Here is a 24,952-nt window from a genome sequence, read left to right as displayed (position 1 = left end):
TGTATCTTATGGGTAGAGAAGCAAAGATATGTGTTGTTTGTGGTAAATCTTTTATTCCCCGAAAGAGTTCGCAGCAGTGCTGTTCTTCCAAGTGCGGGAATATTAAAGGGCACGAATCGATGAAGCATTATTATAACTGCCAGTATTGCGGAAAACCGTTCTGGCGTGAGAACGCATTCCGTATGAAATACTGCGGGGAGGACTGCCGGAAAGCTGCTTTAAAAGAGCTGCATCCGCCAAAAGAAAAACGGGTTTACAGCCGTAAGTGTACTTGCTGCGGAAACACTTTTGAAACAGAATATGCAAACCAAGTTTATTGTTCAAAGGAATGCAGTTATGAGGGTAACTTAAGATTAAAACGCAAGCAGTGGGCAGCCAGCTACAAGCCTAAAACAATTATCTGCAAAGAATGCAATACACCATTTACGACAGAGTGTGGGGATACGCACTCTGTTTTTTGTTGCCAAAGTTGTGCAGATAAAAGCGAGCGCCGCAGGGAACACATGACAGAACGCCACAAAGAATATATGGCAGGGTGTAAGGAAAGGCGGAAAAAGCAGATATCGGAGGTATTTGTTGAAGAAGTTCCGTATGATGACATCTATACGCGCGATGGTGGCATCTGCCAGATTTGCGGGCTTCCAGTCCATCCAGTCAAGAACGTAGATGATAATTGGGATGGAACGATTGACCACATCATACCGCTGTCTGCTGGCGGGGAACATTCTTTCGCAAACTGTCAGCTTGCCCACCGCATCTGCAACTCATTGAAAAGGCAGGAGGTTTCGGGATTCTCAATAGATTGGACGAAGAAATCCATGGAAAACAACTATTGGGGAGCGAAGTTCGAAGCATACGCAGAGCTTATGGCGGAGTAACCCGCCAGGGCCCCATTCATCTCTACAGCCTGTGTGCCGGGGAACGGGCGTGGGGTGTCACGCACAAAGACCGGAAATCAAACGGGGGATTAACCCGTGTGGGATTTCCGTGAAATAAAGGCTTTTTAGGTGCTGCGGCGTTTGATTTCCGCAGCATTTTTTCAAACGAAATCAAAGAAACGGGGTGAAAACGGTGGCAAAAGACGGCAGCGGGCGCGGCGGTGCAAGGCCGGGGGCGGGGCGCAAGCCAAAGGCGCTCACGGAGAAAATCAGCGAGGGGAAGACGGCGGCGGTCATGATGGAGCCGGCCGAGCTGGAGGGCGTGGATGTGCCGCCCGTGAAGGACTTCCTCAAGTCCCCGCAGAAAAGCGGGCGGGAGCTGGTGGCGGAGGAAGTGTATCAGGAAACCTATGTCTGGCTGAAGGCGAGGGGCTGTGAGAAGCTGGTCACCGTGCAGATGGTGGAGCAGTACGCCATGAGCGTGTCCCGGTGGATTCAGTGTGAGGAGATCGTGTCTTCCACGGGCTTCCTTGCGAAGCACCCGACCACGGGTGCAGCCATCGCTTCCCCTTACGTTTCCATGAGCCAGTCCTACATGAAGCAGACCAATTACTGCTGGATGCAGATTTACCAGATCGTGAAGGAGAACTGTTCGGTGGAGTTTTCGGGGAACACGCCCCAGGATGACGTGATGGAGCGGCTGCTCCGCGCAAGGAAAGGAGTGTAGAGGAAAATGGGAAAGACGACAACAGAGATGCAGCTCATCCCTTTGGGGAAACTGGTGCCGTATGTGAATAACGCGCGGACGCACTCGCCGGAGCAGCTTGCGAAGCTCCGCTCATCCCTGCGGGAGTTCGGCTTCATCAACCCGGTCATCATCGACCGGGATTTTAATGTCATCGCGGGGCATGGCAGGATTGCCGCCGCAAAAGAGGAAGGGATTACAGAGGTTCCGTGTGTGTTTGTGGACTATCTGACGGAGGCGCAGAAGAAAGCCTACATCCTTGCGGACAACCGCATGGCTCTTGACGCGGGATGGGATGAGGAGCTGCTCCGCATCGAGATTGAAAGTCTGCAGGGTGCGGATTTTGATGTATCCCTTACGGGCTTCGGTGCGGATGAGATCGCAGACCTTTTTGCCGGGGACGGGGAAAAAGATGTGAAAGACGATGATTTCGACCTTTCCGCAGCCTTGGAGAAAGCAGCATTCGTGGAGCGGGGCGACATCTGGACGGTGGGCAGGCACAGGCTGCTGTGCGGGGACGCCACCAGCGCGGAGGATGTGGCGGCACTCATGGATGGGAAGAAGGCGAACCTCATCGTGACGGACCCGCCTTATAATGTCGCATTCAAAAGCGGCAGCGGGCTTTCCATCCAGAACGACAGCATGGAGAACGGGGAGTTCTACACTTTTCTGTACAATTCCTTCCAGAACATGGCGGAGCATCTGGAGAAGGGCGGCGCTGCCTATGTGTTCCATGCGGACACGGAGGGGCTGAATTTCAGGAAAGCCTTTGTGGATGCCGGGTTCCATCTTGCGGGGGTGTGCATATGGGTAAAGAATTCGCTGGTGCTTGGGCGCTCGGATTACCAGTGGCAGCACGAGCCTGTGCTGTACGGATTTCTAAAGAACGGGAAGCACCCGTGGTACTCCGACCGGAAGCAGACGACCATCTGGAATTATGACAAACCGAAGCGGAATAAGAACCACCCGACCTCCAAGCCGCTCGACCTGCTCGGCTATCCGATCAGCAATTCCTCCCAGGAGAACGCCATCGTGCTGGACACTTTCGGAGGGAGCGGCTCCACCATGATGGCGTGTGAGCAGACAAACCGTATCTGCCACATGATGGAGCTGGATGAAAAGTATGCATCCGTCATCCTGCGGAGGTATGTGGAGGATACCGGGGATTCAGAAAACGTGAATGTCGTGCGCGGCGGGGAGAAAATCCCGTACTCAGAGCTGGTAAAGGAGGTGGAAGCGGAATGAATGCGGACGCTATATATATCCATAGTAGGGAGTCCGGCACTGGCGGCGGAGACACACCGAATCCGCAGACTGCGGATTCCGGACTGACCCTCGGAAGCCTGTTCGATGGTTCAGGGGGATTCCCGCTCGGCGGGCTGCTTGCAGGGATCACGCCTTTATGGGCATCAGAAATTGAGCCGTTCCCCATCCGGGTGACCACGAAGCGGCTGCCCTCCGTGAAGCACCTGGGCGATATTTCTGCGGTGGATGGCGCAGAGATTGCCCCGGTGGACATCATCACCTTCGGCTCACCCTGCACCGATATGTCGGTGGCCGGCAAGCGGGCGGGGCTAGACGGGCGGCAGTCCTGCCTGTTCTACCAGGCAATCAGAATCGTAAAAGAAATGAGGTGTGCAACAGATGGAAAATACCCAAGGTTTATCGTATGGGAGAATGTCCCCGGCGCTTTCTCCTCCAACAAAGGGGAGGACTTCAAGGCAGTCCTCGAAGCGGTCTGCTCCGTCAAGGACGAAGGTATTTCTGTACCTGGACCTCCGAAGGGGAAATGGGCAAACGCAGGAACTGTCATGGGGGACGGATTTTCCCTTGCATGGCGGGTGCTTGACGCCCAATTTTGGGGAATCCCCCAGCGAAGGAAACGAATCTACCTTGTCGCAGATTTTGCAGGCGGGAGTGCCGGAAAGATATTATTTGAGTCCGAAGGCGTGTCTGGGTATTCTGCGGAGGGCTTCCGTGCGTGGCAAGGAACTGCCGGAGGTGCTGCGGATTGCATTGGAGCGGCAGGCGGCATCTGCTTAAATGACCAGGGCGGGCAGAGGATGGATGTGACGGATGACGTGACCTGCACTTTGCGGGCAGAGGCGCACCATCCTCCGTGTGTGCTGGAATCGGCTGGCTTCTGCACGGAGCATTCCGCACAGGCGCGGGGAATCGGGTATGGGGAGGAAACCTCGCCAACGCTCCGTGCAGGGACGGTTCCGGCTGCGGTGGCGCTCTATGAGAACCACTCGCAGGACACGAGATACACGGGGCCGCTGGACACTGCGCCCACGGTCAATGCCACTTATGGGATGGGCGGCAATAACCAGCCGTTCGTGGTGGAGCCGGACACACCCAAGACGATGAAAATCCGTTCCGGCTGCGAGGGCGGCGGGAAAGGCCCGATCATCCAGGACGACAAATCGGCGACGCTCTCCTGCAATAACGACCAGACGGTGTTCGTGCCGTTCTGCAAGGGATACCGCGCCCATTACAAAGGGGATGCGCCCACATGGAAGGACGGGAAGGTGGCAAATACGCTGAACACCTTTGATGTGGGGGAAAGCCGCTGCAATGAGCTGGTGGTGCAGGCATACGGCATCTGTTCCAAGGACAGCAATGCCATGAAGTCGGATAACCCGCACAGCGGATTCTATGAGGCGGAAACCTCCCGGACGCTGGATGGGAACGGCGGGAATCCGTCCTGCAACCAGGGTGGTATTGCTGTGGTGGAGCCGGAGGGGATGTCGGCATTCCACATCAACCAGAGGGACGAGGTCATCGACCTGCAGGGAAAGTCCGGGGCGCTGATGGCCACCCGGAATATGCAGATGCAGACCTTTGTCCTGCAAGGTTCTATGATCGGGCGGGAAGATAAGAACGGGCCACAGGGCAGCGGCATCAATGAGGATATTTCTTTCACGCTAGATGCAACGGACCGCCACGCCGTGGCACAGCCGACCTACTGCACGAGCAAGAATTCCCATTTCACACGGGCGGAGAAAGAACTGGCGAACACGCTGGTGGCTACGGATTATAAGGACCCGCCCGTCATCAACGATGTGCAGACTGCATCCGGCAAGGAGGTGTTCGGCACACTTTCCGCAAGCATGGGCTCCAAGCAGTGGCTCGGCAACCAGGAGGCGTTCAGCGGGGACTACCATATCATGGAGCCGGAGTATATCGTCCGCAGGCTGACGCCGACGGAGTGTGCGAGGCTGCAGGGCTTCCCGGACTGGTGGTGCAGCGGCCTTGGGACGGAAAAGCCAACGGAGGATGACCTTGCCTTCTGGCGGGAGGTCTTTGAGACCCACCGTAAGATTGCGGGGACTTCCACCAAGCCGAAGACCGATAAGCAGATCATCAAATGGCTGAAAGACCCCCATTCGGATTCCGCTGAATATAAGATGTGGGGCAACGGCGTGGCACTGCCGAATGTCTATTTCGTGCTTTCGGGCATTGTGTATTACGCACAGTTCCCGGACTTTTTATTGTGACATTTTTTCTCACATACTGCTTGCTATTCCTGCCGTTCAGAGTGATTAATGTAGTACCGAAAAACGAAGGAGGTACAAAAAAATGAGGTTTGAATTCAACAGGACAGGGGCAGAGCGGAAGGCGCTGGTGCAGGCAATGGGGGAGATTTTAGAGGTAAAGCCGAAATACCTCGGAATGCCGACAGCGGCTTACCAGGTGGATTACTTCCACATCGACAAGACCGGCGCGGTGGAGTTTGACGACCGGGCGGACAGTGAGGAAATAGAGAACCTGCTGGAGCGGCTTGCGGAAAGAGGGATTGTCGCAGCCCCGGCAAAAACGGCGCAGGAAGGCGGCACGGCAGAAGAAAGCGCGGATGCGGAAAACAAAGCGGAGGAGCCGGAAACGGAGGCACAGGGGGCAGATCTGGGGCTTACGGTGGCAATGCCGAGGGATTCCTTCACGGATGCCGCGCTGGAGAACCTGCGGAAGCTGGTGGATGCCAAAGGGAGCCTGATTAAAAAGGCGCTGGCGGTTGACAGCCTCCCGATTGAAACGGACGGGGAGAAGGTTTCCTTCCCATGGTTTGCGGAGGGGCAGGACAGCGAATCGGTGAAAGCCTACACCCATTTCATTGCCGCCATCTGCGACATGGCAAGGAACCAGAAGCGCATCACGGCAAAGGAAAAGCCTGCGGACAACGAAAAGTACGCATTCCGGTGCTTCCTGCTCCGGCTCGGCTTCATCGGGGCGGAATACAAGGTGGAACGGAAAATCCTGCTGAAGAACCTCTCCGGCAGCTCGGCTTTTAAGAACGGCGAGCCAAAAAGTGAAACACTCCGGCCGGAGCCAGTCAATCCTGCCATGCGGGTGGATGCCGGAGAACATCCGGAACTGACAGAGGAACTGCTTGATGAGATACTGATACAGCAGGTCAATGCAGGGATGGGAGGTGCAGCAGATGGGATTTCCGAATAGGGAGACAGTGGAGCGTGTCCGCAGGGAGTACCCTGCAGGCACACGGGTGGAGCTTGTGCGGATGGATGATGTGCAGGCCCCGCCCATTGGGACGAGAGGAACCGTGACGGGCGTGGATGACACGGCGAGCGTCATGGTCGCATGGGACAATGGAAGCAGCCTCCATGTAATTTACGGGGAGGATGCCTGCCGGAAACTGCAATAAAATACACAAAAAACTGCGGAAAACATTGTGTAATATATGCCTCGAATTAACTTGCTATTATCCCCTTTTAGAGCGAATATGTGTACTACCGAAAGGGAAAACACACAAAGAAAACGGAGGAAAACAGCATGAACGCAAAGTTGGCAAGGCAGGTTGAGGAAATGAAAAAGCAGACCATCGGGGTTGAGGTGGAGATGAACAGCATCGCAAGAGACAAGGCAGCGAGGGTTGCCGCTAAGTTCTTCGGAACGGGCAGGCACGAATACACGGCGCGCAGGAACGGCTACGAAACCTACTCCGCATGGGACGCGCAGGGCAGGGAGTGGAAATTCCAGAAGGATGTGAGCATTGCGGGGCCGGACAGCGAAAAGTGCGAACTGGTGACGCCGATCCTTACCTACGGAGACATCGAAACCCTGCAGGAGCTCATCCGGCAGCTCAGACACGCCGGAGCGAAGAGCGACGCGGGCCGGGGCTGCGGGGTACACATCCACATCGGGGCAAAGGGCCACACACCGCAGAGCCTCAGAAACCTCGCCAACATCATGGCAGGCCATGAGAGCCTGATTGCGGATGCCTTAAACCTTGACCGGTGGAGGATGAACCGCTACTGCCGCACGGTCGACCCGCGGTTTTTGGAGCAGGTCAACAGGAAGAAACCTTCCACGATGGCGGCCCTTGCGGACATCTGGTACACAAGCCACGGCGCAAGCTACGGCAGGGACCAGCACTACAACGACAGCCGCTACCATATGCTGAACTACCATGCGACATTCACCAAGGGAACGGTGGAATTCCGCCTCTTCCAATTTGACGAGCCGGGCGACGGGCGCAGGGGCGGCCTCCACGCAGGGCAGCTCAAGAGCTACATCCAGCTCTGCCTCGCACTCAGCCAGATGGCGAAGGAAGTAAAGACGGCAAGCCCGAAGCCGCAGCAGAATGAGAACCCGAAATACGCCATGCGGACATGGCTCCTCCGGCTCGGCTTCATCGGGGACGAATTCAAGACCGCAAGGGACATCCTTACAAGGAGGCTTGCAGGGGACGCATCCTTCCGCAACGGAAGGGCTGCTTGAAGGGAACGCGGGAGGTAGCCTCCTGCCACCTTGCCTGCCGCGGAAACGGCAGTTGACCGCTCCGGCGGTCTTAAGGTGGTAGAAGGGTGCCCCCTTCGGAAAGGATGGATTTCAAGATGGAAAAAAGATACTACATTGCTTACGGCTCAAACTTAAACATCCGGCAGATGCGGATGCGATGCCCTGGGGCGAGGATTATCGGCACTTCTGTGATTGAGGGCTACCGGCTGCTGTTCAAGGGAAGCAGGACCGGCTCCTACCTCACCATCGAGCCGCAGGAGGGCGCAAGCGTACCCGTGGCGGCCTGGGCGGTGACGGAGGAGGATGAGGCGGCCCTGGACCGCTACGAGGGTTTCCCGTCCTTTTATTACAAAAAGGAGATGGAGCTGCCCCTAAAGGGCATCAAAACCGGAAAGGTGCGGCTACGGAAGGTTTTCGTCTACATCATGCATGAGGACCGCCCGCTTGGGCTGCCGAGCGAATTCTATATGGAGACCTGCAGGCAGGGATACCAGAGCTTCGGGTTTGACGAGGCATTCCTGGAACAGGCGTATGCCGACAGCAGGGAGGAATTTCCCGGCGGGTGGAAAACCGGGGATGCCTGCTTCATGGTGACCAACCGGAAGAACGGCTACACGGGCAATTACACCGTGCTGGGGTTCGATGGGAAATATTTCTGGCTCCAGAACAGCAGGGGCAGCCGTTACCACGCATCCGTAGGGAGGATGTTCCGCAGCAAGGAGGAGGCGCTTGCCCCACGGCAGGAAAATAAGGACGCAGGAGGAAACAGCGATGAAAGAAACAGATAATATTGCGAGGATTTCGGTCTGCCCACGATGCGGGCAGACCTACCACGGGAGGCCGGCAGTTTCACGGGCGGACGGCAAAACGCCGCTCTGCCCGGACTGCGGCACCAGGGAGGCGCTGGAGAGCATCGGGGTGGACGGGAAGGAGCAGGAACAGATTCTTGAGGCCATCCACAGATGCTACGGCAGGGGATGAAAATTATAAAGGCAAAGGAAGGAGCGTACAGCTATGGAAAAAAGGACAGAGGTCATCCAGGAGTGGATTGACGCAAGGAGGGAACGGGGCGAGGCTGCAACAAAGTGTATGTTTTACATCACCGTCCCGAAAGATACCGACCTTTACAAGGATGAAACCATTAAGAAAATCGAGGGCATCCTTGATAAGAACCATGTCAGCCACGGCCATGTGGATACAGTCTGCGGAGCATGGAACCTGAACCGGGACTGGATTGAGACGGGCGAGATCGACTGCATTGTGGAATTCTGCGGGGTGTACCCGGTCAATTGGGACATGGACGATGTGGCGGAGCTTGAACGGATGGAAACCGAAGGGGAGATCATCGTCCTGGTTGACTGGATAGAGGACGGGAAACACATCCCTAACCATTGAAAACTACACAATTTCTCCTGCAGATATTTGCGCAGTATATGTTCAAAATCCGCTTGCTATTATCCGCAGAAAGAGCGAATATGTGTACTACCGAAAGGGAAAACACAGAAAGCGGAGGAGAAAGGCATGACAAGATTTGAAAGGGATTTGAGAGATGCACAGAAAGGAAACGGAATTGAGGTACTGACGAAACGGAAAGCGGAGCTTGACCGCCTTTGGAAAGAGGGGAAAGCCTGCAAAAACGGATTCAGGAGGCAGTGCATAGCGCAGGAATACACGAGGCTTAAGGCCGAGTACGATAAGATTGACGCACTTTTCTGAAATTAAAACTGGACATTCCAAGAGCGGAGCCGCAAGGCTCTGTGTCTTGTACTGATAGATTACGGCTTGCTGCTGGCAGGCCATTTTTGATGCCATCTTCTGGAGGTGATGCCGATGGCAATGCGGAAACTGAAAAAGTATAAGCCGACAAAATTCAAGGCAAAGGACAGCCGCTATGATAAGGATGCCGCCGATTTTGCCGTGATGTTCATTGAGAGCCTCTGCCACACCAAGGGGACATGGGCGGGGAAGCCTTTTGAACTGATCGACTGGCAGGAGCAGATCATCCGTGACATTTTCGGCACGTTAAAGCCTAACGGATACCGCCAGTTCAACACGGCCTATGTGGAGATTCCGAAGAAGCAGGGCAAGTCGGAGCTGGCGGCGGCCGTGGCGCTGCTTTTGACCTGCGGGGACGGGGAGGAACGGGCGGAGGTGTATGGGTGCGCCGCCGACCGGCAGCAGGCCACCATCGTCTTTGACGTGGCGGCGGACATGGTGCGGATGTGTCCCGCCCTGAATAAGCGGGTGAAGATACTCGCCTCGCAGAAGCGGATCATCTACACGCCCACCAATTCCTTCTACCAGGTGCTTTCGGCGGAGGCGTATTCCAAGCACGGCTTCAACATCCACGGCGTGGTGTTCGACGAGCTGCACACGCAGCCGAACCGGAAATTATTTGACGTCATGACCAAGGGTTCCGGCGACGCCCGGATGCAGCCGCTGTATTTCCTCATCACCACGGCGGGGACGGACACCCATTCCATCTGCTACGAAACGCACCAGAAGGCAAAGGATATCTTAGAGGGGCGGAAGATCGACCCTACATTTTATCCGGTGATCTACGGCGCGGATGAGGCGGACGACTGGACGGACCCCAAGGTGTGGAAGAAAGCGAACCCCTCTTTGAATATCACAGTGGGGATTGACAAGGTGGAGGCCGCCTGCGAGTCGGCAAAGCAGAATCCGGGGGAGGAGAACAGTTTCCGGCAGCTCCGCTTAAACCAGTGGGTGAAACAGGCGGTGCGGTGGATGCCCATGGATAAATGGGACGCCTGCGCCTTCCCGGTTTCGGAGGACGGCCTGGAGGGGCGCGTGTGCTACGGAGGGCTGGACTTGTCCTCCACCACGGACATCACGGCGTTCGTCCTGGTGTTCCCGCCGCTGGATGAGGAGGACAAATACTGCATCCTCCCATATTTCTGGGTGCCGGAGGAAACGCTGGAGCTGCGTGTCCGGCGCGACCATGTCCCCTACGATGTGTGGGAGCGGCAGGGAAAACTGATGACCACGGAGGGGAACGTGGTGCATTACGGCTTTATTGAGAAATACATTGAGCGGCTTGGGGAGCGTTTCAATATCCGGGAGATTGCTTTTGACCGGTGGGGCGCGGTGCAGATGGTGCAGAACCTGGAGGGGATGGGCTTCACGGTGGTTCCATTCGGCCAGGGCTTCAAGGATATGTCCCCGCCCACCAAGGAGCTGATGAAGCTGGTGCTGGAGCAGATGATTGCCCACGGCGGGCATCCGGTTCTCCGGTGGATGATGGACAACATCTTCATCCGCACCGACCCGGCAGGCAATATTAAGGCAGATAAAGAAAAGTCCACGGAGAAGATTGACGGGGCGGTGGCCACGATCATGGGGCTTGACCGGGCAATCCGCTGTGGGAACGATGCAGGGGCCTCCGTCTATGACAGCCGGGGGCTGCTTGTTTTTTGACTTTTCACCAGTCTGTACACATTATCTTTGTCGGTTCCTTGTATGGATATTTTTTCCACATTCCTTTATGCTGTCTGGCGAAGGAGGTGGAAGGATGGAAGATAAGGATTTCCTTGAGCTTATCATTTCGGAACGGATGGGGATGCATCATGATACCTTTAAAAAGGAATACCCCCTTACGGAGAAGCAGGCGGCGGAAGCGGAAAAAGCAGACCAGGCACACGAGCTGCTGTTCCAGCAGTTAAGCGCAGAGCAGAGGGCAATGATGGAGCTGTGTGAGGATGTGACAAACTCGGAAGCCACGCGGGAAAACGAATACTACTACCGTGCAGGATTCCGGGATGGGGTGAGTCTTGACAGGCTGATAAAGCAGATCAGGGAAGATAATAAATAAAAAAACACATAACACAGGCAGCAGACGGGCATCGCTTTGGCGGTGCCTTTCTGCTGTCTGTCTTTTGGAAGGGAGCGTGGTTCCTATGGGATTATTCAGTGGATTGTTCAGGGCGAGGGACGCACCACAGAACAGGACTTCCGGCAGCGCCTACAGTTTTTTTATGGGCGGCAGCACGAGCGGGAAGCGTGTCAATGAGCGTTCTTCCATGCAGATGACGGCAGTGTACTCCTGCGTCCGGATACTTTCAGAAGCGGTGGCGGGGCTGCCGCTGCATATGTACCGCTATACGGATAACAGCGGGAAGGAGAAAGCGGCGGAACACCCGCTGTATTTTTTACTCCATGATGAGCCGAACCCGGAGATGACTTCCTTCGTGTTCCGGGAAACGCTGATGACGCACCTGCTCCTCTGGGGGAACGCCTATTCACAGATCATCCGCAACGGCAAGGGTGAGGTCATTGCATTATATCCGCTGATGCCGGACCGGATGAATGTGGAGCGTGACAGCAAAGGGCAGCTTTATTATGAATACACGGTGAGCATGGATGACGCGCCGACCGTGAAGGGCAGCACGGTCATCCTGCCGCCGTCGGAGGTGCTGCATATCCCCGGACTCGGCTTTGACGGTCTGGTTGGCTATTCCCCCATCGCCATGGCAAAGAACGCCATCGGCATGGCGATTGCCTGCGAGGAATACGGGGCGAAGTTCTTCGCTAACGGGGCGCAGCCGAGCGGCGTGCTGGAGCATCCGGGGACGCTGAAAGACCCGTCAAGGGTGCGGGAGAGCTGGCAGTCCACCTTCGGCGGCAGCCACAATGCAAACAAGGTGGCCGTACTCGAAGAGGGGATGAAGTACACTCCGATTTCCATTTCCCCGGAACAGGCGCAGTTTTTGGAAACAAGGAAGTTCCAGATCAATGAAATTGCGAGGATTTTCCGTGTGCCGCCGCACATGGTGGGTGACCTGGAAAAGAGCAGCTTCTCCAACATTGAACAGCAGTCATTAGAGTTTGTGAAATATACCCTCGACCCGTGGGTGTCGAGATGGGAGCAGTCTATGGCGCGGTCTTTGCTGACACCGGAGGAGAAGAAGCAGTATTTCATGAAGTTCAATGTGGACGGCCTGCTCCGGGGCGACTACCAGAGCCGCATGAACGGGTACGCCGTAGGTCGGCAGAACGGGTGGATGTCCGCAAATGACATCCGGGAGCTGGAGAACCTTGACCGCATCCCGGAGGAATTGGGAGGCGACTTATATCTTATCAACGGAAACATGATGCCGCTTTCGATGTCAGGGGCGGCGTACCAAAAAGGGAAGGAGGAATCCAATGAAAACGAAGAAGTTCTGGAACTGGAGGAAGGCGAAGAACCAGGAACCGGAAGTGACAGAGCGGATACTGGAACTGAACGGCACCATCGCAGAGGAAAGCTGGTTTGACGATGACGTCACGCCGCAGCTTTTCAAGGATGAGCTGAATGCCGGGAGCGGGGACATTACCGTGTGGATCAACTCGCCGGGCGGCGACTGCGTGGCGGCGGCACAGATTTACAATATGCTCTCCAACTACAAAGGCAAGGTAACCGTAAAGATTGATGGCATCGCTGCTTCGGCGGCATCCGTCATTGCCATGGCAGGCGACACCGTCCTGGTGTCCCCGGTATCCATGCTTATGATTCACAATCCCGCCACCATCGCCTGGGGCGACCATGCCGAGATGCAGAAGGCCATTGATATGCTTGCCGAAGTGAAGGAGTCCATCATCAATGCTTATGTGTTAAAGACGGGGCTTTCCCGCCCGAAGCTGTCGCATCTGATGGATGCGGAAACGTGGATGGATGCAAATAAGGCAGTAGAGCTTGGCTTTGCGGATGAGATCATGGCGCGGGCAAAGGCGGAGCCGGAAAAGGAGCCGGAGGAGGGCGAAGGGGACAGTTCCGAAGAGGATGAGGAAGATGAAAAGAAATTCCCTCCGGCTTCAAGCTCCATGCTGTTTTCCCGCAGGGCGGCAAACAACGCCCTTTTGAATAAACTGGCCGCCAAATATGGCGGGGAAAAACCGAAAGCGGATATCCAGGCGCAGGCAGAAATCCTTGCGCCGGATGCAGAAACCGGCCGTTCCGTGGACGCACTCATGGAGCGGCTTAATTTATTGAAACGATAAGAAGGAGGATTTCATTATGACGATTCTTGAACTGCGCGAGAAGCGCGCAAAAGCATGGGAGGCGGCAAAGGCATTCTTAGATTCCCACAGGAAGGAAAACGGAGTCCTTTCCGCAGAGGATGACGCCGCATACACGAAGATGGAGCAGGAGATCACAGACCTTGGGAAAGAGATCGCAAGGCTGGAGCGGCAGGAGGCCCTGGATGCGGAGCTGAACCGCCCAGTGAATAAGCCCCTCACGGGAAAGCCGGGCGGCAGGGCGGACGCGGACGATGGGGAGGATAAGACCGGGCGCGCCTCCGACGATTACAGGAAGAACTTCTGGAACGCCATGCGCTCCAAGGTACCGATGCCCGCAGTCACCAACGCCCTGCAGATCGGCACGGATTCCGAGGGCGGCTACCTGGTACCGGATGAATATGAAAGGACTCTGGTGGAGGCATTGGAGGAGGAGAACATCTTCCGGCAGATGGCAAAGGTCATCAAGACTTCCAGCGGCGACCGGAAGATTCCTGTTGTTGCGTCCAAGGGTACGGCATCGTGGATTGACGAGGAGGGTGCGTTCCCGGAGAGCGACGACTCCTTCGGGCAGGTTTCCATCGGGGCGTATAAGCTCGGCACCATGATCAAGGTTTCCGAGGAGCTGTTGAACGACAGCGTGTTTGACCTGCAGTCCTATATTTCCCGCGAGTTCGCCCGCAGGATCGGGGCGAAGGAAGAGGAGGCGTTCTTCACGGGGGACGGCAAGGGAAAGCCGTTAGGGGTGCTTGCGGCCACTGGCGGTGCGGAAACGGGCGTGACCGCCGCGTCCGCCACGGCAGTGACTGCGGATGAGCTGATGGATTTATATTACTCGCTGAAATCCCCGTACCGCAAGAAATCCGTGTGGGTGCTGAATGATTCCACCATCAAGGCCATCCGCAAGCTGAAGGACAATAACGGGCAGTATTTATGGCAGCCTTCCCTGACGGCAGGGGCGCCGGACATGATCCTGGGCCGTCCCATCAAGACTTCTGCCTATATGCCGGCCATTGCCGCGGGAGCAAAGACCATCGCTTTCGGTGATTTCAGCTACTATTGGATTGCCGACAGGCAGGGGCGCAGCTTCAAGCGCCTGAATGAGCTGTTTGCAGCCACCGGGCAGGTGGGATTCCTCGCTTCACAGCGTGTGGACGGGAAGATGATCCTTGCGGAGGCAGTGAAGGTGCTGGTGCAGAAGGCCGCATCCGCAGGTTAATGAAAGGGGGCGCTGCAGGCATGGCGGTGACGCTGGAAGAAATGAAGAACTACCTCCGTGTGGATTATGACGATGATGATGCCCTGATTGAAAGTATGGTCAGGGCATCGGAAAAAATCTGCATGGGTGTGGCGAGGATGGATGACACGCAGGAATTTTACGCAGTGGAAAATGCAGAGATAGCAGTACAGTATACGGTCGCCTATTTGTATGAACACCGGGAGGATGCCGACCACCATGCCATGATGCTGACGCTCCGTGCGCTTCTTTCCGGCAGCCGGAAGGAGGCGTTCTGATGGAGGTTTCCCTTTTGAATGTCCGCATCACCTTTCAGAAGAATGCCGTGGAGGTGGACGGCATCGGCAACCACACAAACACATGGGCAGATTATTATTCCTGCCATGCTACAGTAAGCGGTGAGGCCGGGAAGCAGACCAGTGAAACGGACGTGGCCGGAACCGTGGCGGATGAATCGGATGTTTCGTTTACTGTCCGCTGGTGCAGGAAAGCGTCTGCGGTTGATTCCACGGGGTACCGGGTGGTTTTTGGCGGGGAGCTGTATGACATCCTCGCCATCGACCACATGAATTATAAAAAGAAATGCATCAAATTCAAATGCAGGAAAGCGAGGCGGTGACGATGGCGAATGGTGTATCTATCGACCGGATGGCAGAGGAGATCATGAAGGGGCTGACCGAATATGCGGACCTTGCCACGGAGGATGTGAAAAAGGCGGTGAAGAAAGCCGGGACTGCGGTGCGCAAGGACATTGAAGCCAACGCGCCGAAAGACACCGGGAAGTATGCAAAGTCATGGGCGGTGAAGACCACAAAGGAAACGTCCAATTCACTGGAAGTGACGGTGCATTCTAAAAACCGCTACCAACTGACGCACCTTTTGGAACACGGCCACGCCAAGCGGGGCGGCGGGCGCGTCCCGGCAAAGCCGCATATCGCGGCGGCGGAGCAGGCCGGCATAGAGCAGCTTGAAAAAGAGATACAGAAAGCATTGGAGGGATAGGCTTTGAAAACATTACTGGCACTTTTAAAGGAAACCGGCATCCCCTTCGCCTATGACCATTTTGCGGAGGGCGAGTCGCCGGAGCCGCCGTTTATCTGTTACCTCCTGCCGCAGAGCGATAACTTCGCCGCTGACGGCATGGTGTACTTCAAGGCAAGCGGCGTGAAGATAGAACTGTACACCGACACCAAGGACCCGTCGGTGGAGAAGAAACTGGAGGACGCGCTGGATAAGCGGCGCATCTTCTACAACAAGTCGGAGGTCTGGATTGCCAGCGAGAAGCTGTACGAGGTCCTCTACCAGTTTGACATGGAGGTGGTTTACGATGCCGAAGAAGAATAAAGTGAAATTCAACATCTGCAACGTGCATTATGCGCTGCTGACGCTGGGGGTGGACGGGGAGGTGTCCTTCGGCACGCCCGTTGCGATGCTCGGCGCCGTTTCCCTTTCCCTGGACCCCAACGGCGAGCCGAGCAATTTTTATGCAGACGGGTACGCTTATTATACCGTCAGCAACAACATGGGCTATGAGGGAGACCTGGAGCTTGCCATGGTGCCGGAGAGCTTCCGCACCGACGTGCTGAAGGAGGCCCTGGATGAGAACAAGGTGCTTTTAGAGAACGCCAATGCGGAAACGGAGAACTTCGCCCTGCTGTTCGAGTTTGACGGCGATGTGCGGAAAATCCGCCATGTGCTGTACAACTGCTCGGCGGCCCGCCCGACCATCGAGTCCCAGACCAACGAGGACGAGATCGAGGTGCAGACCGAGACTCTGTCCATCACGGCGGCGCCCCTGGCGAGCGGCTATGTGAAGGCAAAGACCGGGGACAGCACTACGGACGAGGTCTACCAGAACTGGTACAAGAGCGTGTACCTGCCGGATGCGGCATTAGGAGGCACTTCCGGCGGTGGTACAGAAAATGGCGGCACAACTGATACGGAAGGGGAGGGATAATCCATGAGCATGAAACAGAATATCGAGATTGACGGGAAGCAGGTGCCTTTCAGGGCATCCGCAGCCATCCCGCGCATTTACCGGATGAAATTCCACCGGGACATCTATAAGGATTTAAGGAGCCTTGAAAAATCCATCGGTGACGGGGACGAGGAGAGTTCCAACCTGGATTTGTTTTCACTGGAGATGTTTGAGAACATCGCCTATGTGATGGCGAAACACGCAGACCCCAGTATCCCGGACAGCCCGGAGGAATGGCTGGATGAATTCAACACCTTTTCCATCTACCAGGTGCTTCCGAAGCTGATACAGCTATGGGGGCTGAACGTGCAGACGGATGTCCAGTCTAAAAAAAACTTCGCCCGACTGACCGGGAAATGACAACGCCGCTGTTCCTGCTCCGGTGTGTGCAGCTTGGGCTTTCCATCCGTGACCTTGACCTTCTAACCATCGGCATGGTCAATGATATGTTCGCGGAGAGCAGGAACGACGAATACAAGGGCTATAAGGAAATCGCTACCCAGGAGGATTTCGACCGCTTTTAGGCGGCGTCCCCCTGGGTTTATTTCTGCATTTTAACAGGAAGGGGTGTCCGCCGTGGCGAACAGAATCAAGGGTATCACTGTTGAGATCGGCGGGGATACCACAAAACTACAGACCGCATTAAAGGGAGTCAATTCCTCCATCCGGGATACGCAGTCGCAGCTTAAGGATGTGGAGAAACTCTTAAAATTAGACCCCGGCAACACGGAGCTGCTGGCCCAGAAGCACAGGCTTCTGGGCGAGGCTGTGGCAGGGACGAAGGAAAAGCTGGAAACCTTAAAGACCGCCGCAGAGCAGGCAAATACGGCTCTTGCCAATGGGGAGATCACGCAGGACCAGTACGATGCCCTCCAGAGGGAGATCATCGAAACGGAAAACAATCTGCGTGACCTGGAGCGGCTGGCAGGGCAGTCCGCTGTGGCATTGCAGAAAATCGCCGCCACGGGGGAAAAGCTGAAGACTGTGGGGGATAACATTTCCTCCGCAGGACAGAAGCTGCTCCCCGTCACGGCGGGCGTGACCGCCCTCGGTACAGCGGCAGTCAGCACGGCGGCAAATTTTGAGTCGTCTATGTCGCAGGTGCAGGCGACCATGGGCATCACGAAGGACGCCATGTCCACGGTCAACGGCGAGAGCGTCAATACAATGGATACGCTTTCCGCACTGGCAAAGAAGATGGGCAGCGAGACGGCCTTCTCCGCTTCGGAGTGCGCGGAGGCTTTGAACTACCTTGCCCTTGCCGGGTACGACACGCAGCAGATGTGCGACACGCTCCCCACCGTCTTAAACCTTGCGGCGGCCGGCGGCATTGACCTTGCGGCGGCATCGGACATGGTGACGGATGCCATGTCCGCCCTGGGCATGGGCGTGGATGAGGCAGGGACGATGGTGGACCAGATGGCGAAGACCGCCTCCACCACCAACACCTCCGTGGCGCAGCTCGGCGAGGGAATTCTTACCATCGGCGCAACTGCAAAGACTGTGAAGGGCGGCACGGCGGAGCTGAACACGGCACTTGGCATCCTCGCCAACAACGGCATCAAGGGTGCGGAGGGCGGCACACATCTGCGTAACGTCATCCTCTCCCTGCAGAACCCCACCGACAAGGCGGCCGCCTGCATGGAGCAGCTTGGTCTGGATGTTTACGATTCCGAGGGGAATATGCGCTCCCTCAATGACATCCTCGGAGACCTGAACACGAGCATGGACGGCATGACGGCGGCGGAGAAGTCCAACATCATCGGGCAGATTTTCAACAAGACCGACCTGTCCTCCGTGAATGCCCTGCTTGCCAACACGGGAAGCACATGGGATGACCTGCAGCAGTCCATCATTGACAGCGGCGGTGCGGCGCAGCAGATGGCGGACACACAGCTTGACAACCTGCAGGGGCAGATCACGATTTTAAAGTCAGCCTTGGAAGGGCTGGCTATTTCTTTTGGGGAGCTTCTGCTGCCCGCCATCAAAATGATTGTCGGATGGGTGCAGAAGTTCGTGGACTGGCTGAACGGCATGGACGAGGGGACGAAGAAAGTGGTGACTACCATCGCGCTCCTTGCGGCGGCTCTTGGGCCGATGCTGATTGTCATCGGGAAAGTGGTGTCTGCGGTCGGCACGATTATGACCATAGTGCCGAAGGTGGCAGGAGTCATCAATACGGTAAAGACCGCTTTCGCCGCCTTAAACACCACCATGCTTGCCAATCCCATATTCCTCATTATCGCAGCGATTACGGCACTGGTGGCGGCATTTATTTATCTGTGGAACACAAATGAGGATTTCCGGCAGTTCTGGATCAACCTCTGGGAAAATGTGAAAGAGGTCGCCATTGCCGTATGGGAGGCAATCAAAAACTTCTTCACGGCGGCATGGGAGGCCATTTCCTCCACAGCGCAGGCGGTGTGGAACGGGATCAAGGATTTCTTTTCCGGGCTGTGGGAAGGGATAAAAACCATATTCAGTACAGTGGTGGAAGTGATTAAGACCATCATCACCACCTATTTCAATATTTACAAAACCATCATCACAACGGTGCTGAATGCAATAAAGACGGTGTTCACGACCATATGGAACGGGATAAAGACTGTGGTCACCACGGTGGTGACGGCAATCCAGACCTTTATCACCACGGCATGGAACGCCATCAAAAATACAGTCACAACGGTGCTGAATGCGATAAAGACGGTCATCACCACGGTGTGGAATGCCATCAAGTCCGCTGTTACTTCTGTCGTGAACGGGATTAAATCCACAATTACCTCTGTGTGGAATGGCATCAAATCCACGGTTTCAAGTGTGGTGAACAGCATTAAAAATACGGTCACTACGGTGTTCAACAATATATGGAGCGGCATAAAGGGAACGATGGGGAAAATCGTGTCCTCCATCAAGGAAGGATTCAATAACGCCATCAGCTTCATTACGAGCCTCCCGTCCAAAGCCCTGCAGTGGGGCAAGGACATGATCATGGGCATTGTGAACGGCATCAAAAGCTGCATCGGAGCCGTGGGCGATGCCGTGAGCAGCGTGGCGAATAAGATCAAGTCCTTCCTGCACTTCTCCGTGCCGGACGAAGGACCGCTGACCGATTACGAGAGCTGGATGCCGGACTTCATGAAGGGGCTGGCAAAGGGCATCGAGGACAGCAAGGGCATGGTGGCAAAGGCAATGGACGGCGTGGCGGCGGATATGGTCCTGAACCCTTCCGCAGCCATCCAGATGCAGGGCGGCGGCAGCGTGTCCGGGGATTCCGTAAACGAACTTTTAAGCGGCCTCAGGGAGATGTTCTCCGGCCTGCAGGGGATGGCAGGCGGCGGGACCATCTGCATCCCCGTGTATGTCGGCGGGACGCTGTTAGATGAAGTGGTGGTGGACGCGCAGACAAGGCAGAACTTAAGGTCGGGAGGGAGGTAAGGCGGCATGGCTTTTATACAGTATTTAAAATTGGACGGGGTGCCGCTCCCGCTGCCGGACTCCTACGAGGTGCAGATGAGCGATGTGGAGGCGGATTCCGGCGGCGAGACGGAGGCCGGGACCACGCAGAGGGACGTGGTGAGGATGGGCGTGGTGTCCATCCCCGCCGCGTTTTCCGTTTCCCCGAAATGGCTTAAGGCCCTGACAGGGTTCAAACAGAAGGAGAAGCTGACTGTGGATTATTTTGACACGGAGACGCTTGAGATAAAACAGACGGAAATGTTCATTGACGGCTACAAGGCAAGCCTTGTGAAAGACACATCCTATAAGGGATTGTGGAAAGTGTCGTTTACTTTGAAAGAATTTTAGATACAAATAATGGGTGATTTTTTGTGGGATATTTTGTATAATGAAAAACATATGAGTTCATCAAAACAAAATTATTTTAATATTGTTAAAACACAAAAAATACTTTGGGAGAGGTTATGTTGGATATTAATGAACTGATTTTTTATGCAAGGCAAATGGCGCCTCAATTTGCATCATCATGTTGCATTGTTAATGGTGCAATTATGGATCTTAATGAAGTACAGAGCATGGGCTGTCAGGAATTTGGTGTGCGTTCCAAATTAAATATGCCGTCCAAACTGTACAAATATTTTCCAAATGTTATAAAAAAAGATAATGGCAAAGAGATAAATTATTCTATACAGGCATTGAAAAATAATACTGTGTTTATGCAGGCACCGTGTGAATTTGATGACGTATATGATTCTGATATCAGCATTGACTATTATGAATATGAGAGATTAAGGCTGACTGAGTACTGTGATCGTTGTCAGATTGAAATAAAAGAAGCGTTTTCCACGCAGGAAATAGGGAATGCGTTTGTTCAGGCATTAGCTGCAGAATTTAATTCCGCAGGGGATTTTCATTCGGTATTCACAAAGAAACCGGATTCAGAAATTGAGCGGTTATCAAATGAACATTTTCTGTTAAGCCTGACTATTGAACTAAGCAAACAAAATGATCTGGGTCAGGCTGTAGCGAAAATAATATATTCCGATTTTGAGGAGTATTGTATTAAACTGAAAAATACCTTTAGAACTTCTTGTTTTGCTACAAATCCATATTCGCAATTAATGTGGGGCGGAGCATATGCAGACTGTCATAGGGGCTTTTGCATCGAATATACGGTGTTGCCTGGGGAGAAAAAATATCAGGATGTATATCAGAATCTGTATCCTATGATTTATTGTAAAACACGTCCAGATATGACGAAACGGCTTGTAGAAATGCAAGATAGAAAAATTACAGAAGATGGTTTATGGGATATTTATTCAAATGGTGCATTACGGAAGAGTATCGATTGGGCATTTCAGAATGAGTGGCGTCTGTTATTACCGATGCGCTGTGAAAATATTTCTGATTATAATGTTGAATTTTTCCCAATTACAAAGGTATTTCTTGGAAATAGGATGTTGCCAGAGAAACGTAAGGAAGTCATTGAAATTTGTATCAGCAAGAACATTCCTTATGTAGGTGTCATGCGAAATCCAAATGTTTTTGAAATGCAGGATTGCAGTATAAAATGCGAAGATTGTCTCAAATATAATGCGAATATGAAAAAATAAATGGTATGGGAAATTTTTAAGTGAGGCATCAGTCTGGAAGGGCTGGTGCTTTTTGCATGGAAAGGGGTGTTTTCATGTACCCGGTGAGCGATGCGTTCCTGCAGGCGGTGCAGGAGAACACCAGGAGGTATTACTGGACGGGGGAAATCAAAACAAAGGGCGGCGCTGTGTACCCGTTCAGTTATGAAGATATCGTGAAGGGGAGCGGATATATCGCTGCGCAGTGCTGCGGAAGCACAGAGATGGAGCTGGGGACGGTCTATTCGGCGGAGCTGGGGATCACGCTCTTATCGGACATCGACCGGTACACGCTGGAGGATGCAGAGGTGGAGCTGTTTTACCATCTGCGGCTTGCTGATGGCGCTTATGAAACTATACCGATGGGGGTATTTGAGGTATCAGAGGCGAACCGGATGGTGAAGTGCCTGGAACTGAAAGCGTATGACTACATGGTGCGTTTTGAAAAGGATTTTTCCAGTTTCCAGAGTGTGGGGAACTGCTATGACTTCATGGTACTGTGTTCGGATGCATGCGGCGTGGGGCTGGCACAGACAAGGGAGGAGATCAGCGCTTTCCAGAATGCGGAAATCAGAATCTCCATCTATGAGGACAATGACATAGAGACTTACCGGGATGTGCTTTATTATGTGGGGCAGCTCCTGGGTGGCTTTTTCTTTATCAACCGTGAGGGGAGGCTGGAACTGAAGCGTTTTGGAGCGGAAACAGTGGCAGAGGTCAGGCAGGAACACAGGTATTCGAGCAGCGTCTCTGATTTTATGACAAGGTACACGGCGGTCAGTTCCACAAATGTGGTGACGGAAACGGCTGAGTATTACCATCTGGATCCGGATGACGGCCTCACCATGAACCTGGGGGCAAACCCCTTCCTGCAGTATGGGCTGGAGGTCACACGCGAAGAGATTTGCATGAACATTTTGGACGCGCTTTCCGCCATTAATTACACACCCTTTGATGTGGAGACAACCGGCAACCCCGCCCTGGATATCGGGGATGTCATCCTCCTCAGCGGGGGACAGATGGACGTGTCCGGGACAGTGGGATGCATCACTTCAAGGACGGTCAGGATCGGCGGCAGGGAGAAGCTGAAAGGCGTGGGGAAAAACCCGAGGCTCTCGGCTGCAAAATCAAAGAATGACAAGAACCTGACGGGGATCCTGAACAGGGTGGATTCCAACACCATACAGATGGAGCTCTTTACAAATGCAAAGGAGCTGATGCTGGGGAGCAGCCCCCGGCTTGCGGAGCAGATTACGTTTGCAGTGAAAAAGCAGACTACGGTGGAGTTCCAGGGGCAGATCGTGGTGGATGTCACTCCGGACAATGTACAGAAGAGGGCACCGGTCAGCCTTGCGGCGCTGATAGATGCGCTTGGGAGGGCAGGGGAGATTGAGGATGAGTTCTCGGCGGAATGGCAGGAAAGCGGTCTTGCGGTGTGTGATGTAGCTTTCGAGATGGACCAGGAAACGGTCAGGGTGCACTGCCCGGCAGAGACCTGGACAGAAGGGCGGCATACCCTTTCCCTGTATTATCCCATTGAAAATGTGGCGGAGAACCTGGTCCATGATTTCCGCGTATACCTTACGGTGACGGGAGGATCGGGAAAGGTTGCCGTCGGCGGGGCCATCGGGTGCATCCGGGGATTCGGCCTGGTGGGCGCAGACATCGAATGGGACGGCACGATCATGGTCGATGAGACAATGGAAAATCCGGTGCCGTTCCACAGCGGGATGGGAGTCGGTGCATATGAGGGCGCGGTTGGCGTGGATACTGAAACACCGAAAGGAATTGCATTTGGGGAGGCATTTGGCAGCATTGCAATGGGCGGATTTTCCGCAGAAATGACGGATGGATAGGAGGATGGAGAGATGGTTGTAAAAGGACATACGGCAATTGAACTTACGGATGTGAATACGGGGGAGGTGGAAACCTATGAACATGACAACATGGTGACGAACGCCATCGGGGATGCGTTCGGGTGCAACCCGTTCGGGATGCTGTACCGTGCCGTGGAGCAGACCATCACGGGCACGGATATCGTGCTTGATGCTTACCTGCTCCCGATATGCCCGAAAGGGACGGCGGGCATATTGCTGTTCTCGGAGTCGCTGGAAGAGGATAAGGACAACACATACCCGTCATCGGGAAACCTCCCGTTTGCATGGGCATCCAATGACGTGAATTCTTCGACAGATCTGGCCAGGGGAAGCTATAACGCAACGGAGTCTGCAAGGCTGTCCAACGGCTATAAATATGTCTGGGATTTTACGACTTCCCAGGGGAACGGGACGATCGCGGCGCTTGCGCTGACCAACCCGCTTGGCGGGAGGGGAGGGATGGGTAATATTAATTCCGATGACGGTGTGTTCAAGCTCATCAAGACTTCGCAGTATGCGATGAGTGATTACAGTGAGAGATGGTATTTTTACTGCATCGTGGAACTGAATATTGAGGAGAATTATGCCATATCCCTGTCCTACAGCAACGCAAAGGTGTGGATCCGGAAGCTGCATGTGGCGGCTACGGAGCTGGGGCTCCTGGACGGGATGGATGAGGGCGGCTACCGGATCCAGGAGGAGGATATGCTGGAGCCGTCCGTTTTCTCCTTCAGCGGCAGCAACGGCACTTTCCTTGACGGCGGTGACGGGTACTGGTACGGCCTGCGCAATACGGCAAATTCGAGCGGGACAGCCACGGTGTACTGGATCAGGATATCAAAATCTGACCATTCCTTTACGGAGGGGACATGGACGTTTGCCTCCACGTTCCTGGCGGTGCTTGGGACCCAGAACTATTCCACGTCGCAGTATTCCATCACATGCCAGAGGAACTGCTGCATAAGGGGCGGGTACCTGTATGCGCTGCGGTACAACAGGTCGGGAGTTTATAAGATCAGCCTTTCCAATACTGCGGACATCACGTATATTGAGTTCCCGGCAGCGGGGGCGAGCAGTTCTATTTCGAACTGCTACCTGCAGGTGGTGAACGGCATCATCTTTGGGACGAATTTCATGATCCTGGAGGATGACACGGCCGTGGAGACAAAAGGGACGAACAGCAGGCTGGGGTCGATCACCACGCCGGCTTTCCGGTATAAGAACTACCTGGTCGGGTGGAGCCCCAGTGACAGATGCCTTTTTATGATCATGCCGTACCTTGCGACGATCAACAACCTTGAACATGCGGTGGAGAAAACGGCGGATAAGACCATGAAGGTGACTTACACGCTGACGGAGCAGGCGTGACAGGGCT

General features: G+C 54.6%; 27 protein-coding genes and 1 pseudogene. All 28 read left to right on the top strand.

Annotated elements, in window-relative coordinates; all coding sequences use genetic code 11:
* Nucleotides 1-8: 8 nt before the first annotated feature.
* The 28 genes and pseudogenes from VSQ32_13170 (at nt 9) to VSQ32_13035 (ending at nt 24,945) form a co-directional block, all read left to right on the top strand.
* The gene (locus tag VSQ32_13170) at nt 9-878 is read left to right on the top strand and encodes an HNH endonuclease (GenBank protein ID MEH2943785.1); all 870 of its coding nucleotides are present in this window, start codon (nt 9-11) and stop codon (nt 876-878) included.
* A 193-nt stretch (nt 879-1,071) separates the two neighbouring features.
* Complete coding sequence (locus VSQ32_13165) at nt 1,072-1,605, top strand: P27 family phage terminase small subunit (protein MEH2943784.1); 534 nt, start codon at nt 1,072-1,074, stop codon at nt 1,603-1,605.
* A 6-nt stretch (nt 1,606-1,611) separates the two neighbouring features.
* Nucleotides 1,612-2,868 carry a site-specific DNA-methyltransferase gene (locus VSQ32_13160; GenBank protein ID MEH2943783.1) on the top strand — a complete coding sequence of 419 codons (1,257 nt, stop codon included), beginning with the start codon at nt 1,612-1,614 and terminating at the stop codon, nt 2,866-2,868.
* Nucleotides 2,865-5,123, top strand: a complete 2,259-nt coding sequence (locus VSQ32_13155; protein MEH2943782.1) for a DNA cytosine methyltransferase — start codon at nt 2,865-2,867, stop codon at nt 5,121-5,123. Before VSQ32_13160 ends, VSQ32_13155 begins: the two co-directional genes overlap by 4 nt.
* Nucleotides 5,124-5,205: 82 nt before the next feature.
* Entirely contained in the window at nt 5,206-6,081 is an 876-nt protein-coding gene (locus VSQ32_13150; GenBank protein MEH2943781.1) for a virulence protein, read from the top strand.
* On the top strand, nt 6,065-6,286 hold the full coding sequence (locus tag VSQ32_13145) for a DUF4314 domain-containing protein (GenBank protein MEH2943780.1): 222 nt from the start codon (nt 6,065-6,067) through the stop codon (nt 6,284-6,286). The genes VSQ32_13150 and VSQ32_13145 overlap by 17 nt, the downstream gene beginning before the upstream one ends.
* 128 nt (nt 6,287-6,414) lie before the next feature.
* Nucleotides 6,415-7,362: an amidoligase family protein gene (locus VSQ32_13140; GenBank protein MEH2943779.1), complete on the top strand. Its 948-nt coding sequence runs from the start codon at nt 6,415-6,417 to the stop codon at nt 7,360-7,362.
* Nucleotides 7,363-7,478: 116 nt separating this feature from the next.
* Nucleotides 7,479-7,895 (top strand): annotated as a pseudogene (locus VSQ32_13135) (gamma-glutamylcyclotransferase family protein).
* Between the two features lie 259 nt (nt 7,896-8,154).
* Nucleotides 8,155-8,364 carry a hypothetical protein gene (locus tag VSQ32_13130; protein ID MEH2943778.1) on the top strand — a complete coding sequence of 70 codons (210 nt, stop codon included), beginning with the start codon at nt 8,155-8,157 and terminating at the stop codon, nt 8,362-8,364.
* A 33-nt stretch (nt 8,365-8,397) separates the two neighbouring features.
* Entirely contained in the window at nt 8,398-8,778 is a 381-nt protein-coding gene (locus tag VSQ32_13125) for a hypothetical protein (GenBank protein MEH2943777.1), read from the top strand.
* Between the two features lie 126 nt (nt 8,779-8,904).
* Complete coding sequence (locus VSQ32_13120; protein ID MEH2943776.1) at nt 8,905-9,099, top strand: hypothetical protein; 195 nt, start codon at nt 8,905-8,907, stop codon at nt 9,097-9,099.
* Between the two features lie 120 nt (nt 9,100-9,219).
* Nucleotides 9,220-10,821, top strand: a complete 1,602-nt coding sequence (locus tag VSQ32_13115) for a terminase TerL endonuclease subunit (protein ID MEH2943775.1) — start codon at nt 9,220-9,222, stop codon at nt 10,819-10,821.
* A gap of 94 nt (nt 10,822-10,915) precedes the next feature.
* Complete coding sequence (locus VSQ32_13110) at nt 10,916-11,215, top strand: hypothetical protein (protein ID MEH2943774.1); 300 nt, start codon at nt 10,916-10,918, stop codon at nt 11,213-11,215.
* Nucleotides 11,216-11,300: 85 nt separating this feature from the next.
* A complete protein-coding gene (locus tag VSQ32_13105; GenBank protein ID MEH2943773.1) occupies nt 11,301-12,656 on the top strand; it encodes a phage portal protein in 1,356 nt (451 codons plus the stop codon).
* A complete protein-coding gene (locus tag VSQ32_13100) occupies nt 12,547-13,380 on the top strand; it encodes a head maturation protease, ClpP-related (GenBank protein MEH2943772.1) in 834 nt (277 codons plus the stop codon). Before VSQ32_13105 ends, VSQ32_13100 begins: the two co-directional genes overlap by 110 nt.
* Nucleotides 13,381-13,396: 16 nt before the next feature.
* Nucleotides 13,397-14,617, top strand: a complete 1,221-nt coding sequence (locus tag VSQ32_13095) for a phage major capsid protein (protein ID MEH2943771.1) — start codon at nt 13,397-13,399, stop codon at nt 14,615-14,617.
* A 20-nt stretch (nt 14,618-14,637) separates the two neighbouring features.
* Complete coding sequence (locus tag VSQ32_13090; protein MEH2943770.1) at nt 14,638-14,913, top strand: head-tail connector protein; 276 nt, start codon at nt 14,638-14,640, stop codon at nt 14,911-14,913.
* On the top strand, nt 14,913-15,254 hold the full coding sequence (locus VSQ32_13085; protein ID MEH2943769.1) for a phage head closure protein: 342 nt from the start codon (nt 14,913-14,915) through the stop codon (nt 15,252-15,254). The genes VSQ32_13090 and VSQ32_13085 overlap by 1 nt, the downstream gene beginning before the upstream one ends.
* Nucleotides 15,255-15,256: 2 nt before the next feature.
* Nucleotides 15,257-15,637: an HK97 gp10 family phage protein gene (locus tag VSQ32_13080; GenBank protein MEH2943768.1), complete on the top strand. Its 381-nt coding sequence runs from the start codon at nt 15,257-15,259 to the stop codon at nt 15,635-15,637.
* A 3-nt stretch (nt 15,638-15,640) separates the two neighbouring features.
* Nucleotides 15,641-15,979 carry a hypothetical protein gene (locus tag VSQ32_13075; GenBank protein MEH2943767.1) on the top strand — a complete coding sequence of 113 codons (339 nt, stop codon included), beginning with the start codon at nt 15,641-15,643 and terminating at the stop codon, nt 15,977-15,979.
* Nucleotides 15,963-16,592, top strand: a complete 630-nt coding sequence (locus tag VSQ32_13070; GenBank protein MEH2943766.1) for a major tail protein — start codon at nt 15,963-15,965, stop codon at nt 16,590-16,592. The genes VSQ32_13075 and VSQ32_13070 overlap by 17 nt, the downstream gene beginning before the upstream one ends.
* Nucleotides 16,593-16,595: 3 nt before the next feature.
* Entirely contained in the window at nt 16,596-16,973 is a 378-nt protein-coding gene (locus VSQ32_13065; GenBank protein MEH2943765.1) for a hypothetical protein, read from the top strand.
* A complete protein-coding gene (locus VSQ32_13060; protein MEH2943764.1) occupies nt 16,970-17,137 on the top strand; it encodes a hypothetical protein in 168 nt (55 codons plus the stop codon). Before VSQ32_13065 ends, VSQ32_13060 begins: the two co-directional genes overlap by 4 nt.
* Before the next feature lie 52 nt (nt 17,138-17,189).
* Nucleotides 17,190-20,048, top strand: coding sequence for a phage tail tape measure protein (locus VSQ32_13055; GenBank protein MEH2943763.1), 2,859 nt, complete (start codon nt 17,190-17,192; stop codon nt 20,046-20,048).
* A gap of 6 nt (nt 20,049-20,054) precedes the next feature.
* Complete coding sequence (locus VSQ32_13050; protein MEH2943762.1) at nt 20,055-20,417, top strand: hypothetical protein; 363 nt, start codon at nt 20,055-20,057, stop codon at nt 20,415-20,417.
* A 116-nt stretch (nt 20,418-20,533) separates the two neighbouring features.
* Entirely contained in the window at nt 20,534-21,682 is a 1,149-nt protein-coding gene (locus VSQ32_13045; protein MEH2943761.1) for a DUF2971 domain-containing protein, read from the top strand.
* A gap of 56 nt (nt 21,683-21,738) precedes the next feature.
* A complete protein-coding gene (locus tag VSQ32_13040) occupies nt 21,739-23,556 on the top strand; it encodes a hypothetical protein (protein MEH2943760.1) in 1,818 nt (605 codons plus the stop codon).
* Nucleotides 23,557-23,568: 12 nt separating this feature from the next.
* Complete coding sequence (locus VSQ32_13035) at nt 23,569-24,945, top strand: hypothetical protein (protein ID MEH2943759.1); 1,377 nt, start codon at nt 23,569-23,571, stop codon at nt 24,943-24,945.
* Nucleotides 24,946-24,952: the final 7 nt, after the last annotated feature.

It is taken from the genome of Lachnospiraceae bacterium JLR.KK002 (assembly GCA_036941025.1).
GTDB lineage: Bacteria > Bacillota > Clostridia > Lachnospirales > Lachnospiraceae > Petralouisia.
This window is presented reverse-complemented; position numbering and strand designations above follow the sequence as displayed.